The organism is Comamonas sp., assembly GCF_009360615.1.
In the GTDB taxonomy this organism is placed as follows: domain Bacteria; phylum Pseudomonadota; class Gammaproteobacteria; order Burkholderiales; family Burkholderiaceae_C; genus Comamonas.
Genome location: NZ_SPEY01000011.1, coordinates 25,844 through 44,257, shown reverse-complemented (window position 1 = coordinate 44,257; position 18,414 = coordinate 25,844). Strand labels below are relative to the sequence as shown.

General features: G+C 62.6%; 16 protein-coding genes and 1 pseudogene. 3 read left to right on the top strand and 14 right to left on the bottom strand.

Features of this window, described 5'->3' with window-relative positions:
* Positions 1–2: 2 nt before the first annotated feature.
* The 13 genes from E2583_RS02330 to E2583_RS02270 all read right to left on the bottom strand — a co-directional run bounded on the left by E2583_RS02330 (position 3) and on the right by E2583_RS02270 (position 15,067).
* Complete coding sequence (locus E2583_RS02330) at positions 3–1,109, bottom strand: BMP family ABC transporter substrate-binding protein (RefSeq protein ID WP_291592863.1); 1,107 nt, start codon at positions 1,107–1,109, stop codon at positions 3–5.
* A gap of 50 nt (positions 1,110–1,159) precedes the next feature.
* Positions 1,160–2,092, bottom strand: a complete 933-nt coding sequence (locus E2583_RS02325) for an ABC transporter permease (protein WP_291592862.1) — start codon at positions 2,090–2,092, stop codon at positions 1,160–1,162.
* Positions 2,093–2,094: 2 nt separating this feature from the next.
* On the bottom strand, positions 2,095–3,126 hold the full coding sequence (locus tag E2583_RS02320) for an ABC transporter permease (RefSeq protein WP_291592861.1): 1,032 nt from the start codon (positions 3,124–3,126) through the stop codon (positions 2,095–2,097).
* A 25-nt stretch (positions 3,127–3,151) separates the two neighbouring features.
* Positions 3,152–4,786 carry an ABC transporter ATP-binding protein gene (locus E2583_RS02315; RefSeq protein WP_291592860.1) on the bottom strand — a complete coding sequence of 545 codons (1,635 nt, stop codon included), beginning with the start codon at positions 4,784–4,786 and terminating at the stop codon, positions 3,152–3,154.
* A 1-nt stretch (position 4,787) separates the two neighbouring features.
* The gene (locus E2583_RS02310) at positions 4,788–6,179 is read right to left on the bottom strand and encodes a nucleobase:cation symporter-2 family protein (protein WP_291592857.1); all 1,392 of its coding nucleotides are present in this window, start codon (positions 6,177–6,179) and stop codon (positions 4,788–4,790) included.
* Positions 6,180–6,267: 88 nt separating this feature from the next.
* Positions 6,268–7,641: a UbiD family decarboxylase gene (locus E2583_RS02305; RefSeq protein WP_291593018.1), complete on the bottom strand. Its 1,374-nt coding sequence runs from the start codon at positions 7,639–7,641 to the stop codon at positions 6,268–6,270.
* Between the two features lie 140 nt (positions 7,642–7,781).
* Positions 7,782–8,729: an amidohydrolase family protein gene (locus E2583_RS02300; RefSeq protein ID WP_291592855.1), complete on the bottom strand. Its 948-nt coding sequence runs from the start codon at positions 8,727–8,729 to the stop codon at positions 7,782–7,784.
* Positions 8,730–8,749: 20 nt separating this feature from the next.
* Complete coding sequence (locus E2583_RS02295) at positions 8,750–9,685, bottom strand: amidohydrolase family protein (protein WP_291592853.1); 936 nt, start codon at positions 9,683–9,685, stop codon at positions 8,750–8,752.
* Between the two features lie 36 nt (positions 9,686–9,721).
* Positions 9,722–10,816, bottom strand: a complete 1,095-nt coding sequence (locus E2583_RS02290; protein ID WP_291592852.1) for a GTP-binding protein — start codon at positions 10,814–10,816, stop codon at positions 9,722–9,724.
* Positions 10,813–13,107 carry a xanthine dehydrogenase family protein molybdopterin-binding subunit gene (locus tag E2583_RS02285; RefSeq protein WP_291592850.1) on the bottom strand — a complete coding sequence of 765 codons (2,295 nt, stop codon included), beginning with the start codon at positions 13,105–13,107 and terminating at the stop codon, positions 10,813–10,815. The genes E2583_RS02290 and E2583_RS02285 overlap by 4 nt, the downstream gene beginning before the upstream one ends.
* Positions 13,104–13,592, bottom strand: coding sequence for a (2Fe-2S)-binding protein (locus E2583_RS02280; protein ID WP_291592848.1), 489 nt, complete (start codon positions 13,590–13,592; stop codon positions 13,104–13,106). The genes E2583_RS02285 and E2583_RS02280 overlap by 4 nt, the downstream gene beginning before the upstream one ends.
* On the bottom strand, positions 13,589–14,458 hold the full coding sequence (locus E2583_RS02275; RefSeq protein WP_291592847.1) for a xanthine dehydrogenase family protein subunit M: 870 nt from the start codon (positions 14,456–14,458) through the stop codon (positions 13,589–13,591). The genes E2583_RS02280 and E2583_RS02275 overlap by 4 nt, the downstream gene beginning before the upstream one ends.
* Before the next feature lie 15 nt (positions 14,459–14,473).
* Positions 14,474–15,067, bottom strand: a complete 594-nt coding sequence (locus E2583_RS02270) for a UbiX family flavin prenyltransferase (protein WP_291593017.1) — start codon at positions 15,065–15,067, stop codon at positions 14,474–14,476.
* Between the two features lie 66 nt (positions 15,068–15,133).
* Between E2583_RS02270 and E2583_RS02265 the strand changes: the two genes are divergently transcribed.
* The 3 genes from E2583_RS02265 to E2583_RS02255 all read left to right on the top strand — a co-directional run bounded on the left by E2583_RS02265 (position 15,134) and on the right by E2583_RS02255 (position 17,388).
* Positions 15,134–15,529 (top strand): TIGR02444 family protein, encoded by a 396-nt coding sequence (locus tag E2583_RS02265; RefSeq protein WP_291592845.1) that lies wholly within the window; start codon positions 15,134–15,136, stop codon positions 15,527–15,529.
* Positions 15,530–15,714: 185 nt separating this feature from the next.
* On the top strand, positions 15,715–16,692 hold the full coding sequence (locus E2583_RS02260) for a LysR family transcriptional regulator (RefSeq protein WP_291592843.1): 978 nt from the start codon (positions 15,715–15,717) through the stop codon (positions 16,690–16,692).
* A gap of 480 nt (positions 16,693–17,172) precedes the next feature.
* Positions 17,173–17,388, top strand: coding sequence for a hypothetical protein (locus E2583_RS02255; RefSeq protein ID WP_291592842.1), 216 nt, complete (start codon positions 17,173–17,175; stop codon positions 17,386–17,388).
* Between the two features lie 248 nt (positions 17,389–17,636).
* Here the strand turns inward: E2583_RS02255 and E2583_RS02250 are convergent.
* Positions 17,637–18,345 (bottom strand): annotated as a pseudogene (locus E2583_RS02250) (SDR family NAD(P)-dependent oxidoreductase).
* Positions 18,346–18,414: the final 69 nt, after the last annotated feature.

Below are 18,414 nucleotides of genomic sequence, written 5' to 3'. Positions count from 1 at the left end.
CCTCAGTTTCTGGGCATCAGGCCATCCACCCCCTGGACCAGATAGTTCATATTGGCCAGATCATTGGCAGAGATGTTCTGACCGGCAGGAACCCGTGTCGTGCCCTGCTGGTCCACGATGGGGCCGACAAAGATCAGGCGCTGGCCTGAAGCGATTTCCCTGCCCATGGTCTCGACTTGCGCGCGCACCGGTGCGGGTATCGCCGGGTTCAGCGGTGCCAGCTTGACGATGCCGTCATGGAGGCCGCCCATGGTGTTTTCGGGCTTCCATTGGCCTGCCAGCACTTCGTTGACGACCCTGATGTAGAAACGGCCCCAGTTTTGCGTGATGGAGGTCAGATTGGTGCCGGGGCCGAACTTGGTCATATCGGAGTAGTAGCCCAGGGTGTAGACTTTTTTTTCCTCGCCGGTGGTGACGATGGACACGCCCGAGGTCGCATAGGCCATGGTGTCGGCCCCGAGCTTGATGAGGGCGTTGGCGGCATCGCGCTCCCTGCCCGGGTCATGCCACGAGTTCACCCAGATCAGACGCAACTGCGCCTTGGGGTTGGCGCTTCTCATGCCCAGGGCGAAGGCATTCACGCCCTGCAGCACTTCGGGAATGGGAAACGCTCCCACATACCCGACCACATTGCTCCTGGTCATATGTCCTGCAATCACGCCCTCCAGATAGCGTCCCTCGTACCAGCGTGCGTTGTATGTGCCGACATTGGCTGCCGTCTTGTAGCCGGTGCCGTTCATGAAGGTGATCTTGGGGGCTGTGCGTGCAACCTTGAGCGTAGGCTCCATGAAGCCGAAGGACGGCGTGAAGATCAGCCTGCAGCCATCTTGCACGAAATTGCGTATGACGCGCTCTGCATCCGGGCCTTCCGCGATGTTCTCCACAAACTTGGTACTGATCCTGTCGCCCATGGCTGCAACCAGCTCCTTGCGCGCCAGCTCGTGCTGATAGGTCCAGCCGCTTTCGCCGATCGGATTGGAGTACAGAAAGCAGACCTTGAGCGGTTCGGCGGCCACGGGAGTGCCAAGGCCCAGCAGCAGTAGCGACGACGCACTGCACAGGGTGAGGCGAGAGAGGGTGCCGGCACGATGGGCAATAGGGGGGGTCATACTCATGTCTCCGTGGCTGTGTCGATGGGGGGCGGGGTGAGCGTCAGGACTCAGCTCTCTGGCCGGTAGCTCTGGCCCAGAGAGGCGGGCGAGTTCAGCCTGATCGTGGCCTTGTTGCGCGAGATCAGAACCAGGACCACGATGGTGGCGATATAGGGCAGCGCGGACAGCCATTGAGAGGGAATGTCCACGGCCAGACCCGAGCCCTGCACGAAGAGCTGGGAGATCAGGACACCGCCGAACAAATAGGCACCGACCAGAATGCGCAGAGGTCGCCAGGTGGAGAACACCACCAGCGCCAGGGCGATCCAGCCGCGGCCCGCCACCATGCCGTCTGCCCACAGCGGGGTGTAGAAAACGGACAGAAACGCACCGCCCAGGCCGGCCATGGCTCCGCCATAGATCACGGCCATGTAGCGGATAGCGATCACCGGGTAACCGATGGCATGGGCAGCTGCAGGCGACTCGCCCAAAGCGCGCAGCACCAGTCCTCCTCGGCTGCGATCCAGAAACCAGGCGGTACCCGTCACCAGCAGCCAGGAGCCGTAGACCAGCCAGTGCTGATGAAACAGTGCGGGCCCTATGAAGGGGAGCTCGCCGAGCCAGGGGATCACCGGCACCGGCACGGCAGGGAGCGAGGCCGATTCATAGGACTTGCCCAGAAAGGCCGACAGTCCCACGCCAAAGATGGCCAGGGCCAGCCCGCTGGCGACTTGATTGGCCTGCATGCTCAGGCACAGATAGGCAAAGACCAGCGCCAGTGCTGCGCCTGCGAGCACTCCGACGGCCGCCGCCGTCCACGGCCCCGCGCCGGTGAAGGCCGCTGCAAATGCTGCAACCGCGCCTACCGACATCATGCCTTCCGCGCCCAGATTCAGGACGCCCGAGCGCTCGACAATCAGCTCGCCCAGCGCCACGATGATCAGCGGGGTCCCTGCGACCAGGGTGGCCGCCACAACGGAGGAGATCAATGAGGCATCCATGCTCAAGCCCTTCTCAGGCCTGCTTGCCAGCGCAGGCGGTAGGCAATGAAGAGGTCCGAGGCCAGCAGGAAGAACAGCAGCATTCCCTGGAAGACCTTGGAGATGGAAGAGGGCAGGTTCAGCTGCTGCTGGGCCTGCTCGCCGCCCAGAAAGAACAGCGCCATGACCAGGCTGCTGCCCAGAATGCCGAGCGGATGCAGCCGCCCCACAAAGGCCACGATGATGGCTGCAAAGCCATATCCCGCCGATATCTGTCCGGTCAGCTGTCCCATCGGGCCGGCCACCTCGGTCATGCCTGCGAGCCCCGCCAGTGCGCCGCCCGCCAGCATGCCCAGCCATATGGCTTGCTTGCTTGAAAAACCGGCATAGCGCGCGGCATCGGGGGCCTGGCCGCCGACCTGCATGCGAAAGCCCAGCATGCTCTGCTGCAGGAACACATAGCCTGCGATCAGCATCAGCAAGGCCAGCATGAACCCCGCGTGCAGACGCGTGCCTTCGATGAGCATCGGCAGCAATGCGCTGTCGCCGAAGTTGCGGGTCTGGGGGAAGTTGTAGCCGTCGGGGTCTTTCCAGGGGCCGTAGATGAGCCAGGATGCGAGCAACTGGGCTACATAGACCAGCATCAGCGACACCAGGATCTCGCTGGTGCCGAAACGCGTGCGCAGCCACGCTGGAATGCCTGCCCACAGGGCTCCTCCCAGAGCGCCGGCCAGCACCATGGCGGGCAAGGCCCAGAACGCATCGTGGTCGCCCGCCGTCAGGGCAATGCCGCTGGCAGATACCGCACCGAGTATGAACTGCCCTTCGGCGCCTATATTCCACACGCCGGCACGAAAGCCGACAGCCAGACCCATGCTGACGAGCATCAGCGGCGTGGCCTTGAGCAGCAACTCGCTGAGTCCGTAAAGGTCGCTGACGGGCAGGACGAAGAAGGCGTGCATGCCTCGCCAGGGATTGTGGCCCAGAGAGGCAAACAGCATGGCGCCGCAAAGAATGGTCAGTGCAATCGCCATCAGTGGAGACAGCCAGCGCATTGGGCGCGAGGCCTCAGGGCGTTTTTCAAGCTTGAGAAACACGGCGGACCTCGCTTTGCAGTTCATGCCCGGCAAGGCGGGCTCGTGCGACGGACTCTTCGCCGGCGCCTGTTCCCTCATGAGGCCACATGCCGCTCATCCACAGGCCTATGGTCTCGACATCGGTTTCTTCGATGGGCACTGCGGGGGAAAGCCTGCCATCGGCGATCACGGCGATACGGTCGCAGATCTCGAACAGCTCGTCCAGCTCCTCGGAGACCACCAGCAGGCCGGCGCCGCTGTCGCGCAGTCCAATCAGAGACTGCCGGATGAAGGCCGCAGCCCCCACATCGACGCCCCAGGTCGGCTGGGCGGCAATCAGCACCAGAGGCCTTTGCATCAGCTCGCGCCCGACGATGAATTTCTGCAGATTCCCGCCGGACAAGGAGTTGGCGGGAGCCTGCGGCCCCGAGCATCTGACGCGAAAGCCTTCGATGCAGCTGCGGGCGAACTGGCTGACCGCATCGCGGCGAATCAGGCCAAGCTTGAGAAGGCCATGGTCATAGGCGGTGAGCAGGCTGTTGTCGGCCAGAGTCATGGCCGGCACGGTGCCACGGCCCAGACGCTCTTCAGGCACAAAGCCCAGCCCCAGAGCGTGACGGCTTGCGCTGTCCAGATGGGCCACGGCCTGGCCATTGAGCCGGATCATGGGGGCATGGCAGGCCGCCAAGGGGGCCTCTCCCGACAGTGCAAGCATCAGCTCCTGCTGGCCGTTGCCGGAGACACCCGCAATGCCGAGGATCTCCCCGGGCTGAAGATCAAAGCCTATGTCTTTCAAGGCGGTGCCAAAGGGGTGGCTGGCCGCTCTGGACAGTGCCCGTACCTGCAGTCGCGGAGTCTGCACTCCAGGGGCCGGGGCAGGAGCCTCGGAACGTCGGCAGGGCACCAGCTCTTTGCCGATCATCATGCGCGCCATGGAGGCCGGCGTTTCCCGGGACGGGATGCAATGCCCGGCAACCTTGCCGCCACGCAGGATGGTGGCGCTGTGACACAGTTGCTGAACTTCGTCGAGTTTGTGACTGATATAGAGAATGCTGCAGCCCTCGTCAGCCAGCTGGCGCAGTGTCTCAAACAGCTTGCGCACGGCCTGCGGCGTGAGGACCGAGGTCGGCTCGTCCATGATGAGCAGGCGAGGGTTCTGAAGCAGGCAACGAATGATCTCCACACGCTGGCGCTCTCCGACCGAAAGCGTGTGGACGAGGCGATGGGCGTCCACTGGCAGGCCGTAGCGCTGTCCCACGGCATGGATGCGCTGGCTCAGGTCATTCAGGTCCGGACGGCCCGGAAGCGCCAGCGCGACGTTTTGCACCACCGTCAGGGTTTCGAACAGCTGGAAGTGCTGGAACACCATGCCGATGCCGAGGGCCCTGGCCTGTTTGGGGCTGCCCATCTGCACGCTTTGGCCCTGCCAGAGGATTTCCCCCTCGCAGGGTGCGGCCACGCCGTAGATGATTTTCATCAGGGTGGACTTGCCGGCGCCGTTCTCTCCCAGAATGGCTCGAATCTCGCCGGGAGCGAGGATCAGGTCGATGCCGTCGTTGGCGACCACGGATGCATAGACCTTGCGGATGCCGCGAAGCTCCAGCAGAGGGTTGTCGCCGGTTCGGATGAGGCTGGGCATGTCAGGCCGCCTTTCCGACAGTGCGCAGATGAGGCAGCTCGCTGGTCTTGGCGTTGAACAGCACATTGAGCAGCACGGCAGCGAAGGTGCCGAGCAAGATGCCGTTCTGGCAGAACTTGGCCATCAAATCAGGCAGGCGCATGAAGAAGCGGTCCGCCACCAGGGGAATCATGCCCATGGCCAGGCTGATGGCCACGATATAGGCATTCTTGCGGTTCTCGACGAAGTCCACGTGACTGAGAATGCGTACGCCCGTCGCGGCCACCATGCCGAACATGACCATGGCCGCGCCGCCCAGCACGTATTGCGGAATGGACGCCGCGATGAAAGACAGTTTGGGAAAGCAGCTGATCATGATCAGCATCGCGCCTGCGGTCACGCACACCCAACGGCTGCGCACGCCCGTGACCTGGACCAGCCCGATGTTCTGGGCGTATGAGGTATAGGTGAAGGTGTTGAAGATGCCGCCCACGATGGCGCCCACGCCGTCAGCGCGCAGACCCCGGGCGATATCGTCCTTCTCCAGCGGCCTTTCCACAACTTCGGCCAGGGCCAGGAACTGGCCCACGCCTTCGATCATGATGACGACCATCACCACGCACAGAGTCACGGTGGTCATCGCATCGATGGTCGGGATACCGAAGTGAAACGGGGTGATGATGCGAACCCATTGTGTGGACTGCAGGCCCACAAAGTTGACCTGGCCGGCAAGCAGCGTGATCAGAAAGCCCACGGCAATGCCCAGCAGCACGGCGATATTCGACAGAAAGCCCCTGCACCAGGCAATGATGAACAGAATCGTCATCAGCACGATGCCGGAGATGGCGATGTGCGACGGAATTCCGTAGTCGGGATTGTTCATGGGGCCGTTGGGGCCGGCAATGGTGGGGTTGCCACCGGCGGCCCAGTGGATGCCTACGCGCATCAGCGAGATGCCGATGATGAGCACGACGGAGCCCGTCACCACGGGAGGAAACCAGCGCAGAAGGCGACTCACGTAGGGCGCCACGAGCAAGGTGAAGATGCCGGCCACGATCACCCCGCCGAAGACGGCCCTGAGCCCAAGCCCCGGCGTGCTGCCGGCGGCGATGATGGGGGCCACTGCCGTGAAGGTCACTCCCATCATCATCGGCAGGCGTATGCCAATCCTGCCAATACCCATGCTCTGGATGATGGTGACCAGACCGCAGCAGAACAGGTCTGCGGCAATCAGAAAGGCGGTATCTTCCTTGGTGAGCTTGAGCGCGCTGCCGATGATGAGCGGCACTGCAATGGCCCCCGCATACATGACCAGCACATGCTGCAGCCCGAGCGCTGCTAGCTGGGGCAGTGGCAGTTTTTCATCCACGGGGTGGACGGCTGGAGGGCTGTGGATCGCGGTGCTCGTCGTCATGGTTGTCTCCTGAACAGGGTTTCGAGCGACCAGGAATGCGCGGCCTTTGCGGCTCTGTGCTTCGCTGGCGTATTAGGGATCTCTCATGTCACTGGCGTTGGGGGGTATGGATCAGGGTGTGAGCGCGTTGCATGGCCTCGGGGCTGATGCGTGCCCGGAGGCCGTCGAACCGGGGGCCTCGCGTCGCGTCGATACCCAGGCGCGAAGTGGTGCCGTCTGCGGAGGAAGAGGGATCCAGCGGACTGCCGGGCAGTCCATCGACCACGAACAGGTCCTGATGAGGCTGGAAATGCGTAGCCATGGCCCAGAGCACTTCCTCGTCCCGGGTGATGTCCACGTCCTCGTCCACGGCAAACACGGTCTTCAGATAGGGGTCCCAGCCCAGGAGCCCCAGCATGACCTGTCTTGCCTCGCCGGGTCTCGACTGTCTGAGTGCGATGTACGCATGAAAATGGGTGCCGGAGTTCGGGTAGTGCACGGCGGTGACCCCCGGAAAGCGCTCCTTGAGCTTTTCCACCATCTCGGACTCTCGCGGGATGCGGCCCAGGTTCAGATGCTCTGCCGAGTTGCCGCCGACCACATCCAGCAGCCAGGCATCGCTGCGCTGCATCAGGGTTTCGACCCTGAAGACATTGTTGGTCGACCGGTCCGAGGAATAGCCTGTGAATTCACCGAACGGCCCTTCTTCGGCGCGCAGCGCGGGGTCGATCACTCCTTCAAGCACAAACTCGGCGTTGGCAGGAACCGAGATGCCGTATTGGGGCGTCCTGACGACTTGCAGCGCGGCCCCCATGAGACCGCCCGCCACATGGCGCTCATCGACGCCATAGGGCAGGCGTGCTGCGGCGGCCAGCATGAACAGGGGATGGGCCCCGATCACCATGGCCACGGGCAGTGGCTTGCCTTGCGCCTCGGCGGTCCGCAGCATGCGCCAGAGGTGGCCGCGCGAATGCAAGCTGGTGGCGATCTCGCTGTCGGAGTGCACCATGGAGCGGTGATAGCTCACATTGCTGATGCCGTCGAACTCCGAAATCAGAATCGAGTTGGTGATATAGGGGCAGCGGTCGCTGGCGAAATGCCGGATGCTGGGGATGTCCCGGTACAGATTGATTCCGCTGCTCCTGACCTGCTGCAGCACTTTGCCGTCCCCTACCAGCTCGGGCTTGAGCAAATTTCTGCTGCGCGCCTGGTATTCGGCATGAATGCCCGCAGCGCCGACGCCGCCCAGCAAGCGCCCCACACGTTCGCGCGAGGCAAACAGATTGGTCAGCAGAGGGCGTTGCACGTTCTGCACCCGGTTGAAACGCAGCAGGGGGTGGCGCCCCTGAGCGGCGAGAGACCAGACGGTCGCCGTGACATCCTCGTCGCGGCTTGCAGGCTGGTCGATGGTCAGGACATCGTCGGGCCAGCTGTCGGCATAGGCCGCGTAGAAGTCGTGCAGGTCCTGAGCGGTGTCTGTCATTGCGGTTCTGGCGTTCATCGAGTGGCTCCGGCAAAGCAAGGGCGATGTGCCGACGGTCTGCGGCACGGATGCGGCGTATTCGGTGATCGGCAACCCACCGCCGTTCGGGCGGCGGCGGGCTGGACCGTGAGCCAGGGGGACTACTTCGCGGCTGCGAAGGTCACGGCCTCTTTTTCGCGAACACCTGCATAGGTGTCCTTCAGACGGGCCTGAGCCTCGTCCAGGGTCCTGGGCGGCGGTGTGGTTTCAATGCCGACCAGTCGTGCGATGTTGTTGCCCAGGTAGTCTTCCAGCGTGTCCTCGTCCAGGTCGATGCCGTGGGGTGCAGGGCGGCACAGCATTTCCAGCTCTCGCAGCCACATCCCGGGCTCGTTGGGAGGGCTGTCGGTGCCGAACACCAGCTTGCTGCGCGGCAACTCCTTGGCGAATTCCGCAATGCGTGCCTGGAAGCACCAGCCGGATTCCACGTAGACATTGGGCGTGTCCATGGCCATCCAGAAGGTTTCGAACGAGTAGTTGCCGCCCGTCTGTATACCGAAGTGCGCAATCACGAAGTTCACCATGGGGAACTCGCGGATGATGGGGTAGAACATCGTCGGGATGGTGAAAGGACCATCACCCGTGTGGATGAGCACCACGATGTTGTACTTGGCGCAGACCTTCATCGCTGGCCGAAGCCATTCCAGGGCGCGATCGGGACGGTAGCCATGCATGTTGGCGTGCAGCTTGATCATCTTGAAGCCATAGGCCAGATGGTGGTATTCGATTTCGGCTGCGCCGTTTTCCGGTCCCCAGCGGGGGTTGTAGGTAAAGTTGCCGATGAAGCGGTCCGGGTATTTTTGCGTGAGCTCGGCGATATACGACATGTAGTCGCGGATGCCATCGCGTCCGCGACGGTTGCCATCGCGGTAGCCCGTGTTGCCGGGCGGCGGCTGGATGAAGCCCATGTCGATGCGGCGCGGCTTGCCGTTGATCATGTAGGGGCCGTCCATGAGCTTGAGCATGCGCTCGCCGTTGAAGGGGGTGCCTGTGTGGCGCCATGCCTCGTCCACCAGATTGGTGGGATGCAGGTGGGTATCGATGATCATGTGTTGTCTCCTCGCTGGGATCAGTACAGTTCAATCACGGGCTGGCGCTCGGCCTTGCGACCCAGCATCCGCTCGGCTTCCTCGAATGTCCGGGGCGCAGGCGTGGGCTCAAGACCGATCATTCGTGCGATGTTGTTGCCCAGGTAGTCCTCAAGCGTTGCTTCGTCGAGGTTCATGCCCTGCGGCGGGTTGGTGCACAGCACTTCCAGCAGGCGCAGCCACATGCCGGGCTCGTTGGGTGGGGTGTCCGTGCCGAAGAGGATCTTGTGTTTGGGCAGGACCTTGGCAAACTCGACGATGCGCGACTGCAGGCACCAGCCGGACTCGCAGTACACGTTGGGCAGGTCCATGGCTGCCTGGAAAGGTTCGAAGCAGTAGACGCCGCCGGTCTGCACCCCGAAGTGCGCCATGATGAAGTTCACATTCGGGAACTCCTGGATCATGGGAATCCATTCCGATGGAATGCTGTAGGGGCCGTCGCCCGTGTGCAGCTTGACGGGAACGCCCAGCTCCGCACATTTCTCGAAGGCGGGACGCACCCAGTCGAGCGCCCGGTCGGGCCGGTAGGCATGCATGTTGGCCTGCATCTGGACCATCCGGAAGCCATGCTCCTTGACATAGCGCTCGATCGCCTCGACGCCGTTCTTGACGCCGCAGCGCGGGTTGTAGACAAAGCAGCCCATGAAGCGGTCCGGATGCTGCTGCACGCACTGGAGCGTGTAGGCCATGTAGTCGTCTATGGACTCGCGGCCCGACTTCTCTCCGTCGGTCCAGGTGTAGATGGTGTTGCCCTGGGGCGGCTGGATGAAGGCCTTGTCGATGCGGCGGGGCTTGCCGTTGACGTAGTAGGGGCCGTCCATGGTCTTGAGCAGCCTGTCCACCGTGTAGGGCTGACCGTCATGCCACCACGCCAGGTCGACCTGGTCGGTGGGGTAGCAGCTGATGTCGATGATCATTGGGGAGTCTCCTTGGGGGTTGACGGTTGAAGCGCTTCAGGCGGCTTCCTGAGCCTGGATGGAAACCAGGTGGCGGCTGAGCGCGCTTCGCAACTGCGCGGCATCGAGATGGCGGCCAATGAAAACCAGCTTGCTGACGGGCGTTTCGTCCCACCAGGGCATGGAGGGCTTGAGCTCCAGCAGCTGGTGCACGCCCTGCAGCACATGGCGGCGGTCGTCGCCCTGCACATGCAAGATGCCTTTGAGGCGGAAGATGTCGGCACCTTGCTCGGCCAGCAAGGCATTGAGGGTGTGCATCAGTGCGTCGATCTCGAAGGGGCGATCAAAGACGAACGACACCGAAGCTACAGAGGGGTCATGCGTGTGGGCCTCCCCGGACTGCCCGATTTCCGGCAACGGCTTGTGGTCGTGCAAGCAATGCGCATCGCAGACATGGCTGCCCATGGCCGCCTGCCGCAGAAAATCGGGATCGGTCATGGACAGTGCCACGGATTCGAAAGTCTGCAGCCCCAGAATCTGGGAAAGGTCCACCTGCGCCTGTACGCTGCGAATGAGTGGTGCATTGCTGTTGAGCGTGCGGATGCGGCGCTCCACTTCCTGCAGCTCGCTTTCGCTGACCAGATCGGCCTTGTTCAGCAGGATGCGGTCGGCCACCACGATCTGCGTCACCGCCTGGTTGTCGTATTCGGCAAGCGCCGGATCGTCCAGGTGAGGCTGCACGTGGACGGCATCGACCAGGGTCACAATGCTGTCCAGCACCACTTTCCTGGCCACTTCGTTGTCCATGAAGAAGGTGGCAGCCACAGGCGAGGGGTCAGCAAGGCCGCTGGTCTCCACAAGAATGTGGTCGAACTGGTCCTTGCGATCGAGCAGTTTCTGCAGAATCTGCACCAGGTCATTGCGTACATCGACCACGCAGCAGATGCAGCCATTGGCGACCTGGAAAATCTCCTCCTCGGAGGCCATCACCAGATCGGAATCCACATCGACTTCACCGAACTCGTTTTCGATCACGGCAATGCGGTGGCCATGCTTTTGCGTGAGGATATAGTTGAGCAGGGTGGTCTTGCCGGCCCCGAGAAAGCCGGTGAGTATGGTGACGGGTATGGGGCGCTGGCGGGTCGAGGTCATGCATGGGCTCCTTCGGTGACAGATTGGCTTTGGCCGTCCCGGGCCTTGAGGGCTTGCAGCACTTGCTCGGCGCGGATGGGATAGTGACGAAAGCGCACGCCTATGGCGTCGTGGACGGCATTCACGATGGCCGGGCCGATGGCGATGATGGGATCCTCTCCCACGCCTTTGGCACCGAACGGGCCGCCGGGGTCGGGTGCTGTTTCCAGCAGAACGGTGCGGATCTGCGGCATGTCCATGGACAGAGGCATCTTGTAGTCGACGAAGTTGGCGTTCAGGGATCGCCCTGTCTGCATGTCGATCTGGTAGTCCTCGTAAAGCGTGTGTCCCAGGCCCTGCTGTATGCCGCCCTCGATCTGGCCGGCTGCCGCGATGGGATGGATGACCTTGCCGATTTCATGTACGGGCACCACCTGCAGCACGCTGATCTGGCCGGTTTCGGTGTCCACGCTGACCTGGGCAAAGTGGGCGGCAAAGGAGTAGGACTTGGTGGGGTGATAGCTGGCCGTGCCCACCAGTTGCGCTGCGGGAATGCCTTTGCGGGCGGCGACCGCATCGCGCACCCTCATGCTTTTGCCATTCGGGGCGAGGATCACCCCTTGCGAGATTTCGAGCGTGCGGGCTTCTGTATCCAGATAGCCGGCCGCTCTCTCCAGCAACTGCTCCTTGACGCTGGCCGCCGCCATCTGCGCGGCGCGACCGCCCAGATACGTGGTGTGGCTCGCAAAAGCGCCTATGTCCCAGGGCACGACATCGGTGTCGCCGTGGGTGACGCTGACGGCCTCGAAGCACAGGCCCAGCTCTTCGGCCACGATCTGCGCCAAAGCGGTATGGGCGCCCGTGCCCAGTCCTGCCGTCCCGGTCAGCAGCACGGCAGTGCCGTCCTCGTTCATCTTGACGATGGCATTGCCTTGCTCCTGGATCCCGGGGTAGGCGCTGCTGCCGTGCATCTCGCAGCCCATGCCCCAGCCCAGACGCAGAGGACCTTCGGCCTGAACCCGAGTGCGGGGCCAATGCACCTCCTGCATGCCGCGACGTATGCAGTCCGGCAGTCCGTGACCGACAATGGGATGCCCCGAAGGCGCCTGATCCCCTTCGCACACGGCATTTTTGAGCTTGAGCTCGGCGGGGTTCATGCCCAGGGCCTGGGCCGCCTCGTCCAGCTGCAAATCCAGGGCAAAGTAGGTCTGCACCACGCCATAGCCGCGGAAAGCGCCGGCAACGGGGCTGTTCGTGTAGACACAAAGTCCTTCCAGATCCACGTTCTCGCAGCGGTACAGCGAAGTCATTGCTGCGGTTCCCACATGGGTCACGCCGGGGCCATGTGAACCATAGGCCCCCGAGTTGAAGACAACGCGGGCCTGGCGTGCGGTGATGCTGCCGTCCTTGCGAAAGCCCTGCTTGAGCCAGATTTTGACGGGGTGGCGCGTGCGGCCGCCGAGGAAGGTCTCTTCGCGCGAAAACTCCATGCGCACCGGCCTGCGCGTCTGTTTGGCGAGCAGGGCGCAGAGGAATTCGCTTTGGAACAAATCCTGCTTGGCTCCGAAGCCGCCGCCCATATGGTCGACCAGCACCCGCACCTTGTGCAGCGGCAGGCCCAGCACCTCGGCCATGATGCCGCGCACCATGAAGGCAGTCTGCGTGGAGATCCATACCGTGAGATTGCCGTTGCCATCCCACTGGCACATGCAGGCATTCGGCTCCATATACGCTGGGGTGGGGCGGCCGCCCTCGTATTCGCCTTCGATGATGAAGTCGGCCTCGGCAAAGCCTTTGTCAATATCGCCGCGCTGGATTCTCACGGGTGGCAGCACCAGGTTGCGGCCCGGCTCGCGCTCGTGAATCAGCTGTGTGTCGGGCGCCGTCAGCGCGTCCTCGGTGGTGAAGAAGGCGGGCAGTGGCTCATATTCGACGTCGATCAGATCCAGTGCCTGCTCTGCAATTTCCTCGCTGGTGGCCGCGACCACCGCTACGCTCTCGCCCCAGAAGCGCACCTTGTTGTCCAGGATGTACTGGTCGCAAGTGACCGAGGCCGAGCGTGGGTGGGGCGACCCGGCGTGCAGAATGCGAGGCACGTTTTCATGCGTCAGCACCGCCTTCACTCCCGGCAGGGCGAGAGCGCGGCGGGTGTCGATTTTCACAATGCGTGCGTGGGCGATATTGCTGCGCTTGGTTCTGGCGTAGAGCAGACCGGGCAGGTGCATATCGGCCACGTATTTGGCCCTGCCCGTCACTTTGGCCAGCAGGTCGTTGCGCTTGACGCTGGTGCCGATGATGGATTTCTTGCTCATGATGCGGAGCCCTCCCGTACAAGCGGACTGGCCGCGGCAATGGCGTCCACTATCTTGGTGTAGCCCGTGCAACGGCAGATGTTGCCGGCGATTGCGAAGCGGATATCGTCTTCCGTCGGGTTGGGGTTGGCATCCAGCAAGGCCTTGGCCGCAATCAGGATGCCGGGGGTGCAGAAGCCGCATTGCGCGGCGCCGCACTGCATGAAGCACTCCTGCAGCGGGTGCAGCAGGCCATCCTGGCCCTGCAGGCCTTCGACGGTGGTGATTTCGGCACCCTGGGCTTCCGCTGCCAGTACCAGACAGGCATTTGTGGGCTGACCGTTGAGCAGGATGGTGCAGGAGCCGCATTCGCCCACATCGCAGCCTTTCTTGGTGCCTGTAAGCCCTATCTCGCTGCGCAATGCATCCAGCAGACTGCGATTGGGCGCGACCTCGAAGTCCCGCTCTTCGCCATTGATCCTGCATGAAACATGGAGCTTCTTCATTGCTTTGCCTCCTTGATGGCCAGTGCCAGTGCGCGGGCGGTCAGCACGTCCACCATGTCGCTGCGGTACTCGGCGCTGGCACGTACATCGCTGATGGGGGTCGCAGCCGTCGCGGCGCTCTGGCTGGCGGCTGCGATCAAGGCCTGGTCGGGCGACCGGCCCTGGAGCAAGGCCTCGGCTGCAGACGCGCGAATGGGGGTGGGGCCGACAGCGGCCAGAATGATGCTGGCGGCCTTGATACAGCCTTGTGCATCCAGCGTCAGAGTGACGGCCACGCCCACGGTGGCCAGCTCCATCTGGCTGCGCCGGCCGTGCTTGATATAGACCTTGCCGGTGCGCACGGCAGGCGCGGGAATTTCTATGTGGGTGACAAGCTCGTCGGTGCCCAGGGTCGTGCGGCCCGGGCCCTTGATGAACTCTTCGAGCCTGCACTGTCGCTTGCCATGGGCGCCGTGAATGTGCACCAGCGCCCGGTCGGCGATCAGTGCGGGCAGGCTGTCCGCGGACGGCGATGCGTGGCAGACATTGCCGACGAGGGTTGCACGGTTGCGTACCTGGATGGAGGCGAAGTCGGTACAGGCTTTTGCCAGGCTGGCGTAATGCCTGCGCGTGACGGCCGAGGTCTCGATCTGGCGCGTGGTCACCAGCGCGCCAATGTGCAAGCCGTCTTCTGCGTTGAAGCGGAAGTCATCGAGCCCCTGAATCTTTTTGATGTTTACCACATGCGATGGCGTGCGCACATGCTCTTTCATCATGACCATCAGGTCGGTGCCGCCGGCCATCAGGCTGGCCGCACCTGCACATTGCTGCAACAGCTCCGTGGCTTCCTCCAGGCTGGCGGGTTCGGCATATTCAAAGAACTTCATGCGGGGACTCCTGTGTCACGAGACTTCTGCACGGCGCTGGGCGGCGAGGCCGGGCCAGCGTTTGACCGTATTCACTTCAATATCGAAAAGGTCGAGTACGCGGCCCAGCGTGTGGTCCACCATCTCGTTGAGTTCGGCGGGTCGTGTGTAGAAAGCGGGCACGGGTGGTGCCACGATGGCCCCCATCTCCGTCACGGCCAGCATGTTCTTGATGTGCGTCAGCGTCAGCGGGGTCTCGCGCGCCATCAGCACCAGGCGGCGACGCTCCTTGAGCATCACATCGGCGGCGCGGGAGATCAGGGTGGAGCCGATGCCGTTGGCGATCTCTGCCAGTGTCTTCATGGAGCAAGGCGCGATCACCATGCCAAGCGTCCTGTATGAGCCGCTGGCCACACAGGCGCCAATGTCCTCGTTCTTATGGACCCGGGCAGCCAGGTCCGTGACATCGCTGAGCCTGAGCTCGGTTTCCGCGCCCATGGTGATCAGTGCGGCGCGGCTCAGGATGAGATGCACTTCGATGTCGCTGCCTTGCAGCAGCTGTAGTAGCCTGTGCCCGTAGACAAAGCCGGAAGCTCCGGAAATTGCCACAATCAGGCGCGGGTGAGGGATCGGCTGCAGCTGCATTCAGACACTCCGCTTCAGGCGCTTGCCTGCAACACAACACATCTCAAAACCATGAACCCTGAACAGGTCTGGAAGGAAATCGGAGAGCGCTTTGCCGACCGCGCCTATGCGGCCGAGCTTTTGCAGCGTCAGGATCAGCAGGGGCTGGATGTGGTGCTGGAGCTTTTCTGGGAATGTGCGCTGGCCCGTGGAATCCGCTTGAGCGAGCAGGCGAGGCAGGATGCAGCAGCCCTGGTGGACGACTGGCGTGCCGAAGTGGTGCAGCCATTGAGACAGCTGCGCAGGCGCATGAAGCCTTTGCAGACGAAGGTGGTCGAGGCCGCCGGCATTCGAGCGCAGATCCAAGCCGCCGAGTTGCAGGCCGAGCGCGCGCAGATACGGATGCTCTGCGAATGGCTTGACGCGTACCAGGCCCGATCTGCCACGGCCCAGGCCCTTGGCGGCTAGATCTGGAGCCCCCCTTGAGAACATGAGGGTGGAGCACAGCATCTTGGTCTCCTGCATTCGGAACACCAACCCGACGAAGCCTTTTCGTCACGGGGATGGGTCAATGCTGGCAGAACCTCCGGCTTTGAAAAACTATCGCAAGCTTATATATTCATCGCTGATTCATAGGATTTTGCGATAAATATATGTCGATAAGCCTACGTCAGCTGGAAGTGTTCGTGGCGGTCTCGGAGGAAGGCAGTCTCACCAGGGCCGGGGAGGTGCTGGGCCTGCCGCAGTCCAGCATCAGCACACAGCTGAAGGAGCTGGAAGAGCTGTTGGGCCTCAAGCTCTTTGATCGTCATACACGCATGCTGCGGCTGACCGAGGGCGGCATGGAAATATTGCCGCTGGCCAAGAAGACCCTGGCGGATCTGGGTGCCATGCTGGACGGCTCCGCCCAGCTCAAGACGTTGGAGCGGGGTCGGGTATCCATCGCGGCATCGTCCATGCAGGCGGCCCTGGTGCTGCCCCGGATGGTCAAGGCCTTCAACGAGATGCATCCCGGCATCCGCATTGAATTGATGGATGTGACACAGGATGAAGTGATTCAGATGGTCATCGGCGGCGCTGTGGATTTTGGCGTGGGCACGGCTTTTGGAGATCATGGCGAACTGACCATGAAAACGCTCTGGTCGGAGCCTTTTTTCGCAGTGCTACAGCCCGATCATGCCCTGGCAAAGAAGAAAAGCGTGACCTGGAAGGAGCTGCAGAAGTTTTCGCTGATTGGCTCGCGCAAAGGAAATCCGGTGCGGACAGCCCTGGAGTTCTCTCTGGCCAGTGAGGGCATTGCGCTGAAATACGTGCATGAGGCCGCTCTGCCTTTGACCATCATCGGGATGGTGGCCGGAGGCCTGGGGGTCGGCATTCTGACGGGCTCCACCCGCCGTTTGTCCGAAGCATTGGGGTTGCTTCTCAAGCCGATTTCTCAACCCAGGCTTGAGCGAGAGGTCGTGCTGGTGCTGCATTCCGCCCGTTCGCTGTCTCCGGCGGCAAAGAAATTCAACGAAGCTTTGATAGGCTGGACGAGCCTCAAAAGATCACGTTTTTCCGAAGAGGATGACGCACAGCGTTTCTGCAATGTCTGCTACCAGTTCGGATGTTCGTTGACCCACGCGCTGTAAATGCGCAGCTCCGCTGCTTGCAGGGCTTCCCAGGGCTGCGTCCGTCGCCGTCCTCGAGCCAGGTTTGCCCGGGCTGCGGTCCATTGGCATTCCGGCTGCGCAGGCAGTGATTGCCCACCTATGCAGGCGCCAGCCTTTGCACTCATGTTTGCGGATGTCCGGCATTGAGCACCTGTCTGTCTGGCGCCCTCAGCCCTCAGAATCGGGGCGATAGGCAAGCGGCGGTGGTGGCGGGAACGACACCTTCACCGCTTGACTGAGCTGCGCCCTGTCTGTGCGGGTTGCCGGACCGTGCGGCCGATGGCAGGAAAGGCCGGTGAGGTGACGGCAAACGCTGGCGAAGCGATGTGCTTACAGATTGAAAAACCGCATGATTTCCGGGCGGCTAGACTTTGTGCATGAAGAAACTGTTTGGAGTCTCTGCACTCGTCTTGCTTTTGTCGGGCTGCTATGCAACTGGCCCAGGATACAGCTACGGGTATGGCGATACCTACATCTATCAACCGTATGGCGGCAGCTACTACTACGGGCGGCCTGCATACGGGCCTGGCTACCATCACCATCATGTCCATCGTCCACCCCCCCACAGGCCACACCCCGGACATGGAGGACATGGGAATCATCGCCCGCCGCATGGCGGACACAGGCCGGGCAGCGGTCATGGACACGGACATCGTTGAGTTGCAGCTGCCCTGACCGAGGTGGGCAGCTCCTGCCTGCGCCTGCTGGACGCAATCAGTCTTGCAGACGAGCAAGCAAGGGCAGCGTCAGCCGCATGCGGTGCAGCGGCGCTTGCCCGATGGCTGGGCCGCAATACCGGACCCCTTCGGTCCAGCGTCGTCGGTCCAATGCTTTCCAAGCAGCTTGCCTGCTGGGCTGTCGGACGCCGTGCAGCCCGAGCAGCCCGGTTCGGCGAGCCTGGCGTTTGAGCCCGAGGTATGCTTTCACCGGTTTACGCCCGAAATCTCGATCAGACTGCTGGTGTTGCAGGGAGATACGTACGGCATCAACCATGTGATCGCATTGGCCACTTCGAGGGGGCTTCCATCGCCTTGCATGGGAACGCTCGGCGCCAGGCGCTGAACCCGGTCCGCTTGTCTGCCGCTGGCATGAATTCCGTCGCTATGACACGGGGCGCATAGCGTTCACGCGTATACCTTCAGCGGCCACTTCCTTTGCCGGTCCCAGAGTCATCACATCCATCGCCCCCTTGGACGCCGCGTAGTCCACATACTGGTGTGGGTCGCCGGACCGGGCCGCGATGCTGGATGCATTCATGATCGCTCCTCCATGGGGGGTACGCGCAGTGCTCATGCGCAGCACCGCCTCTCGGGTGCAGAGAAAAGCTTCGATGGTATTGATGCGAATCATGCGCTCCAGGCGATCCACGCTGAACTTCGCCATCGCCTAGGCCTTGTCCATGATGCCGGCGTTGTTGGCCAGGGCATCCAGGCGCCCGAACTGTACATCGGCCACCGCGAAAAGACGCCGACTCTGATCTTCAGCAGCCATATCCGCCTGAATCGCCATGGGATGCCGGCCCAATCCCGTGATCTGCGAAGCCACCGCGTCGGCGGCCGCCGGCCTGGTGTGCCAGCTGAGGAGTACCTCCCCGCCAGCACTCGCTGTCTGCAGTGCAGTGGCTGCACCGATGCTGCGGTTGTCTCAGGGAATGAGCACGGCTTTGTTTTTCATGGAGCTCGTGGACGGTCTGTAGGGATG

Bases quoted from the DNA above. Each gene is read 5' to 3' on its own strand.
- E2583_RS02330 (WP_291592863.1), bottom strand. From the start codon at position 1,109: ATGACCCCCCCTATTGCCCATCGTGCCGGCACCCTCTCTCGCCTCACC.
- E2583_RS02325 (WP_291592862.1), bottom strand. From the start codon at position 2,092: ATGGATGCCTCATTGATCTCCTCCGTTGTGGCGGCCACCCTGGTCGCA.
- E2583_RS02320 (WP_291592861.1), bottom strand. From the start codon at position 3,126: ATGCGCTGGCTGTCTCCACTGATGGCGATTGCACTGACCATTCTTTGC.
- E2583_RS02315 (WP_291592860.1), bottom strand. From the start codon at position 4,786: ATGCCCAGCCTCATCCGAACCGGCGACAACCCTCTGCTGGAGCTTCGC.
- E2583_RS02310 (WP_291592857.1), bottom strand. From the start codon at position 6,179: ATGACGACGAGCACCGCGATCCACAGCCCTCCAGCCGTCCACCCCGTG.
- E2583_RS02305 (WP_291593018.1), bottom strand. From the start codon at position 7,641: ATGACAGACACCGCTCAGGACCTGCACGACTTCTACGCGGCCTATGCC.
- E2583_RS02300 (WP_291592855.1), bottom strand. From the start codon at position 8,729: ATGATCATCGATACCCACCTGCATCCCACCAATCTGGTGGACGAGGCA.
- E2583_RS02295 (WP_291592853.1), bottom strand. From the start codon at position 9,685: ATGATCATCGACATCAGCTGCTACCCCACCGACCAGGTCGACCTGGCG.
- E2583_RS02290 (WP_291592852.1), bottom strand. From the start codon at position 10,816: ATGACCTCGACCCGCCAGCGCCCCATACCCGTCACCATACTCACCGGC.
- E2583_RS02285 (WP_291592850.1), bottom strand. From the start codon at position 13,107: ATGAGCAAGAAATCCATCATCGGCACCAGCGTCAAGCGCAACGACCTG.
- E2583_RS02280 (WP_291592848.1), bottom strand. From the start codon at position 13,592: ATGAAGAAGCTCCATGTTTCATGCAGGATCAATGGCGAAGAGCGGGAC.
- E2583_RS02275 (WP_291592847.1), bottom strand. From the start codon at position 14,458: ATGAAGTTCTTTGAATATGCCGAACCCGCCAGCCTGGAGGAAGCCACG.
- E2583_RS02265 (WP_291592845.1), top strand. From the start codon at position 15,134: ATGAACCCTGAACAGGTCTGGAAGGAAATCGGAGAGCGCTTTGCCGAC.
- E2583_RS02260 (WP_291592843.1), top strand. From the start codon at position 15,715: ATGTCGATAAGCCTACGTCAGCTGGAAGTGTTCGTGGCGGTCTCGGAG.
- E2583_RS02255 (WP_291592842.1), top strand. From the start codon at position 17,173: ATGGCGATACCTACATCTATCAACCGTATGGCGGCAGCTACTACTACG.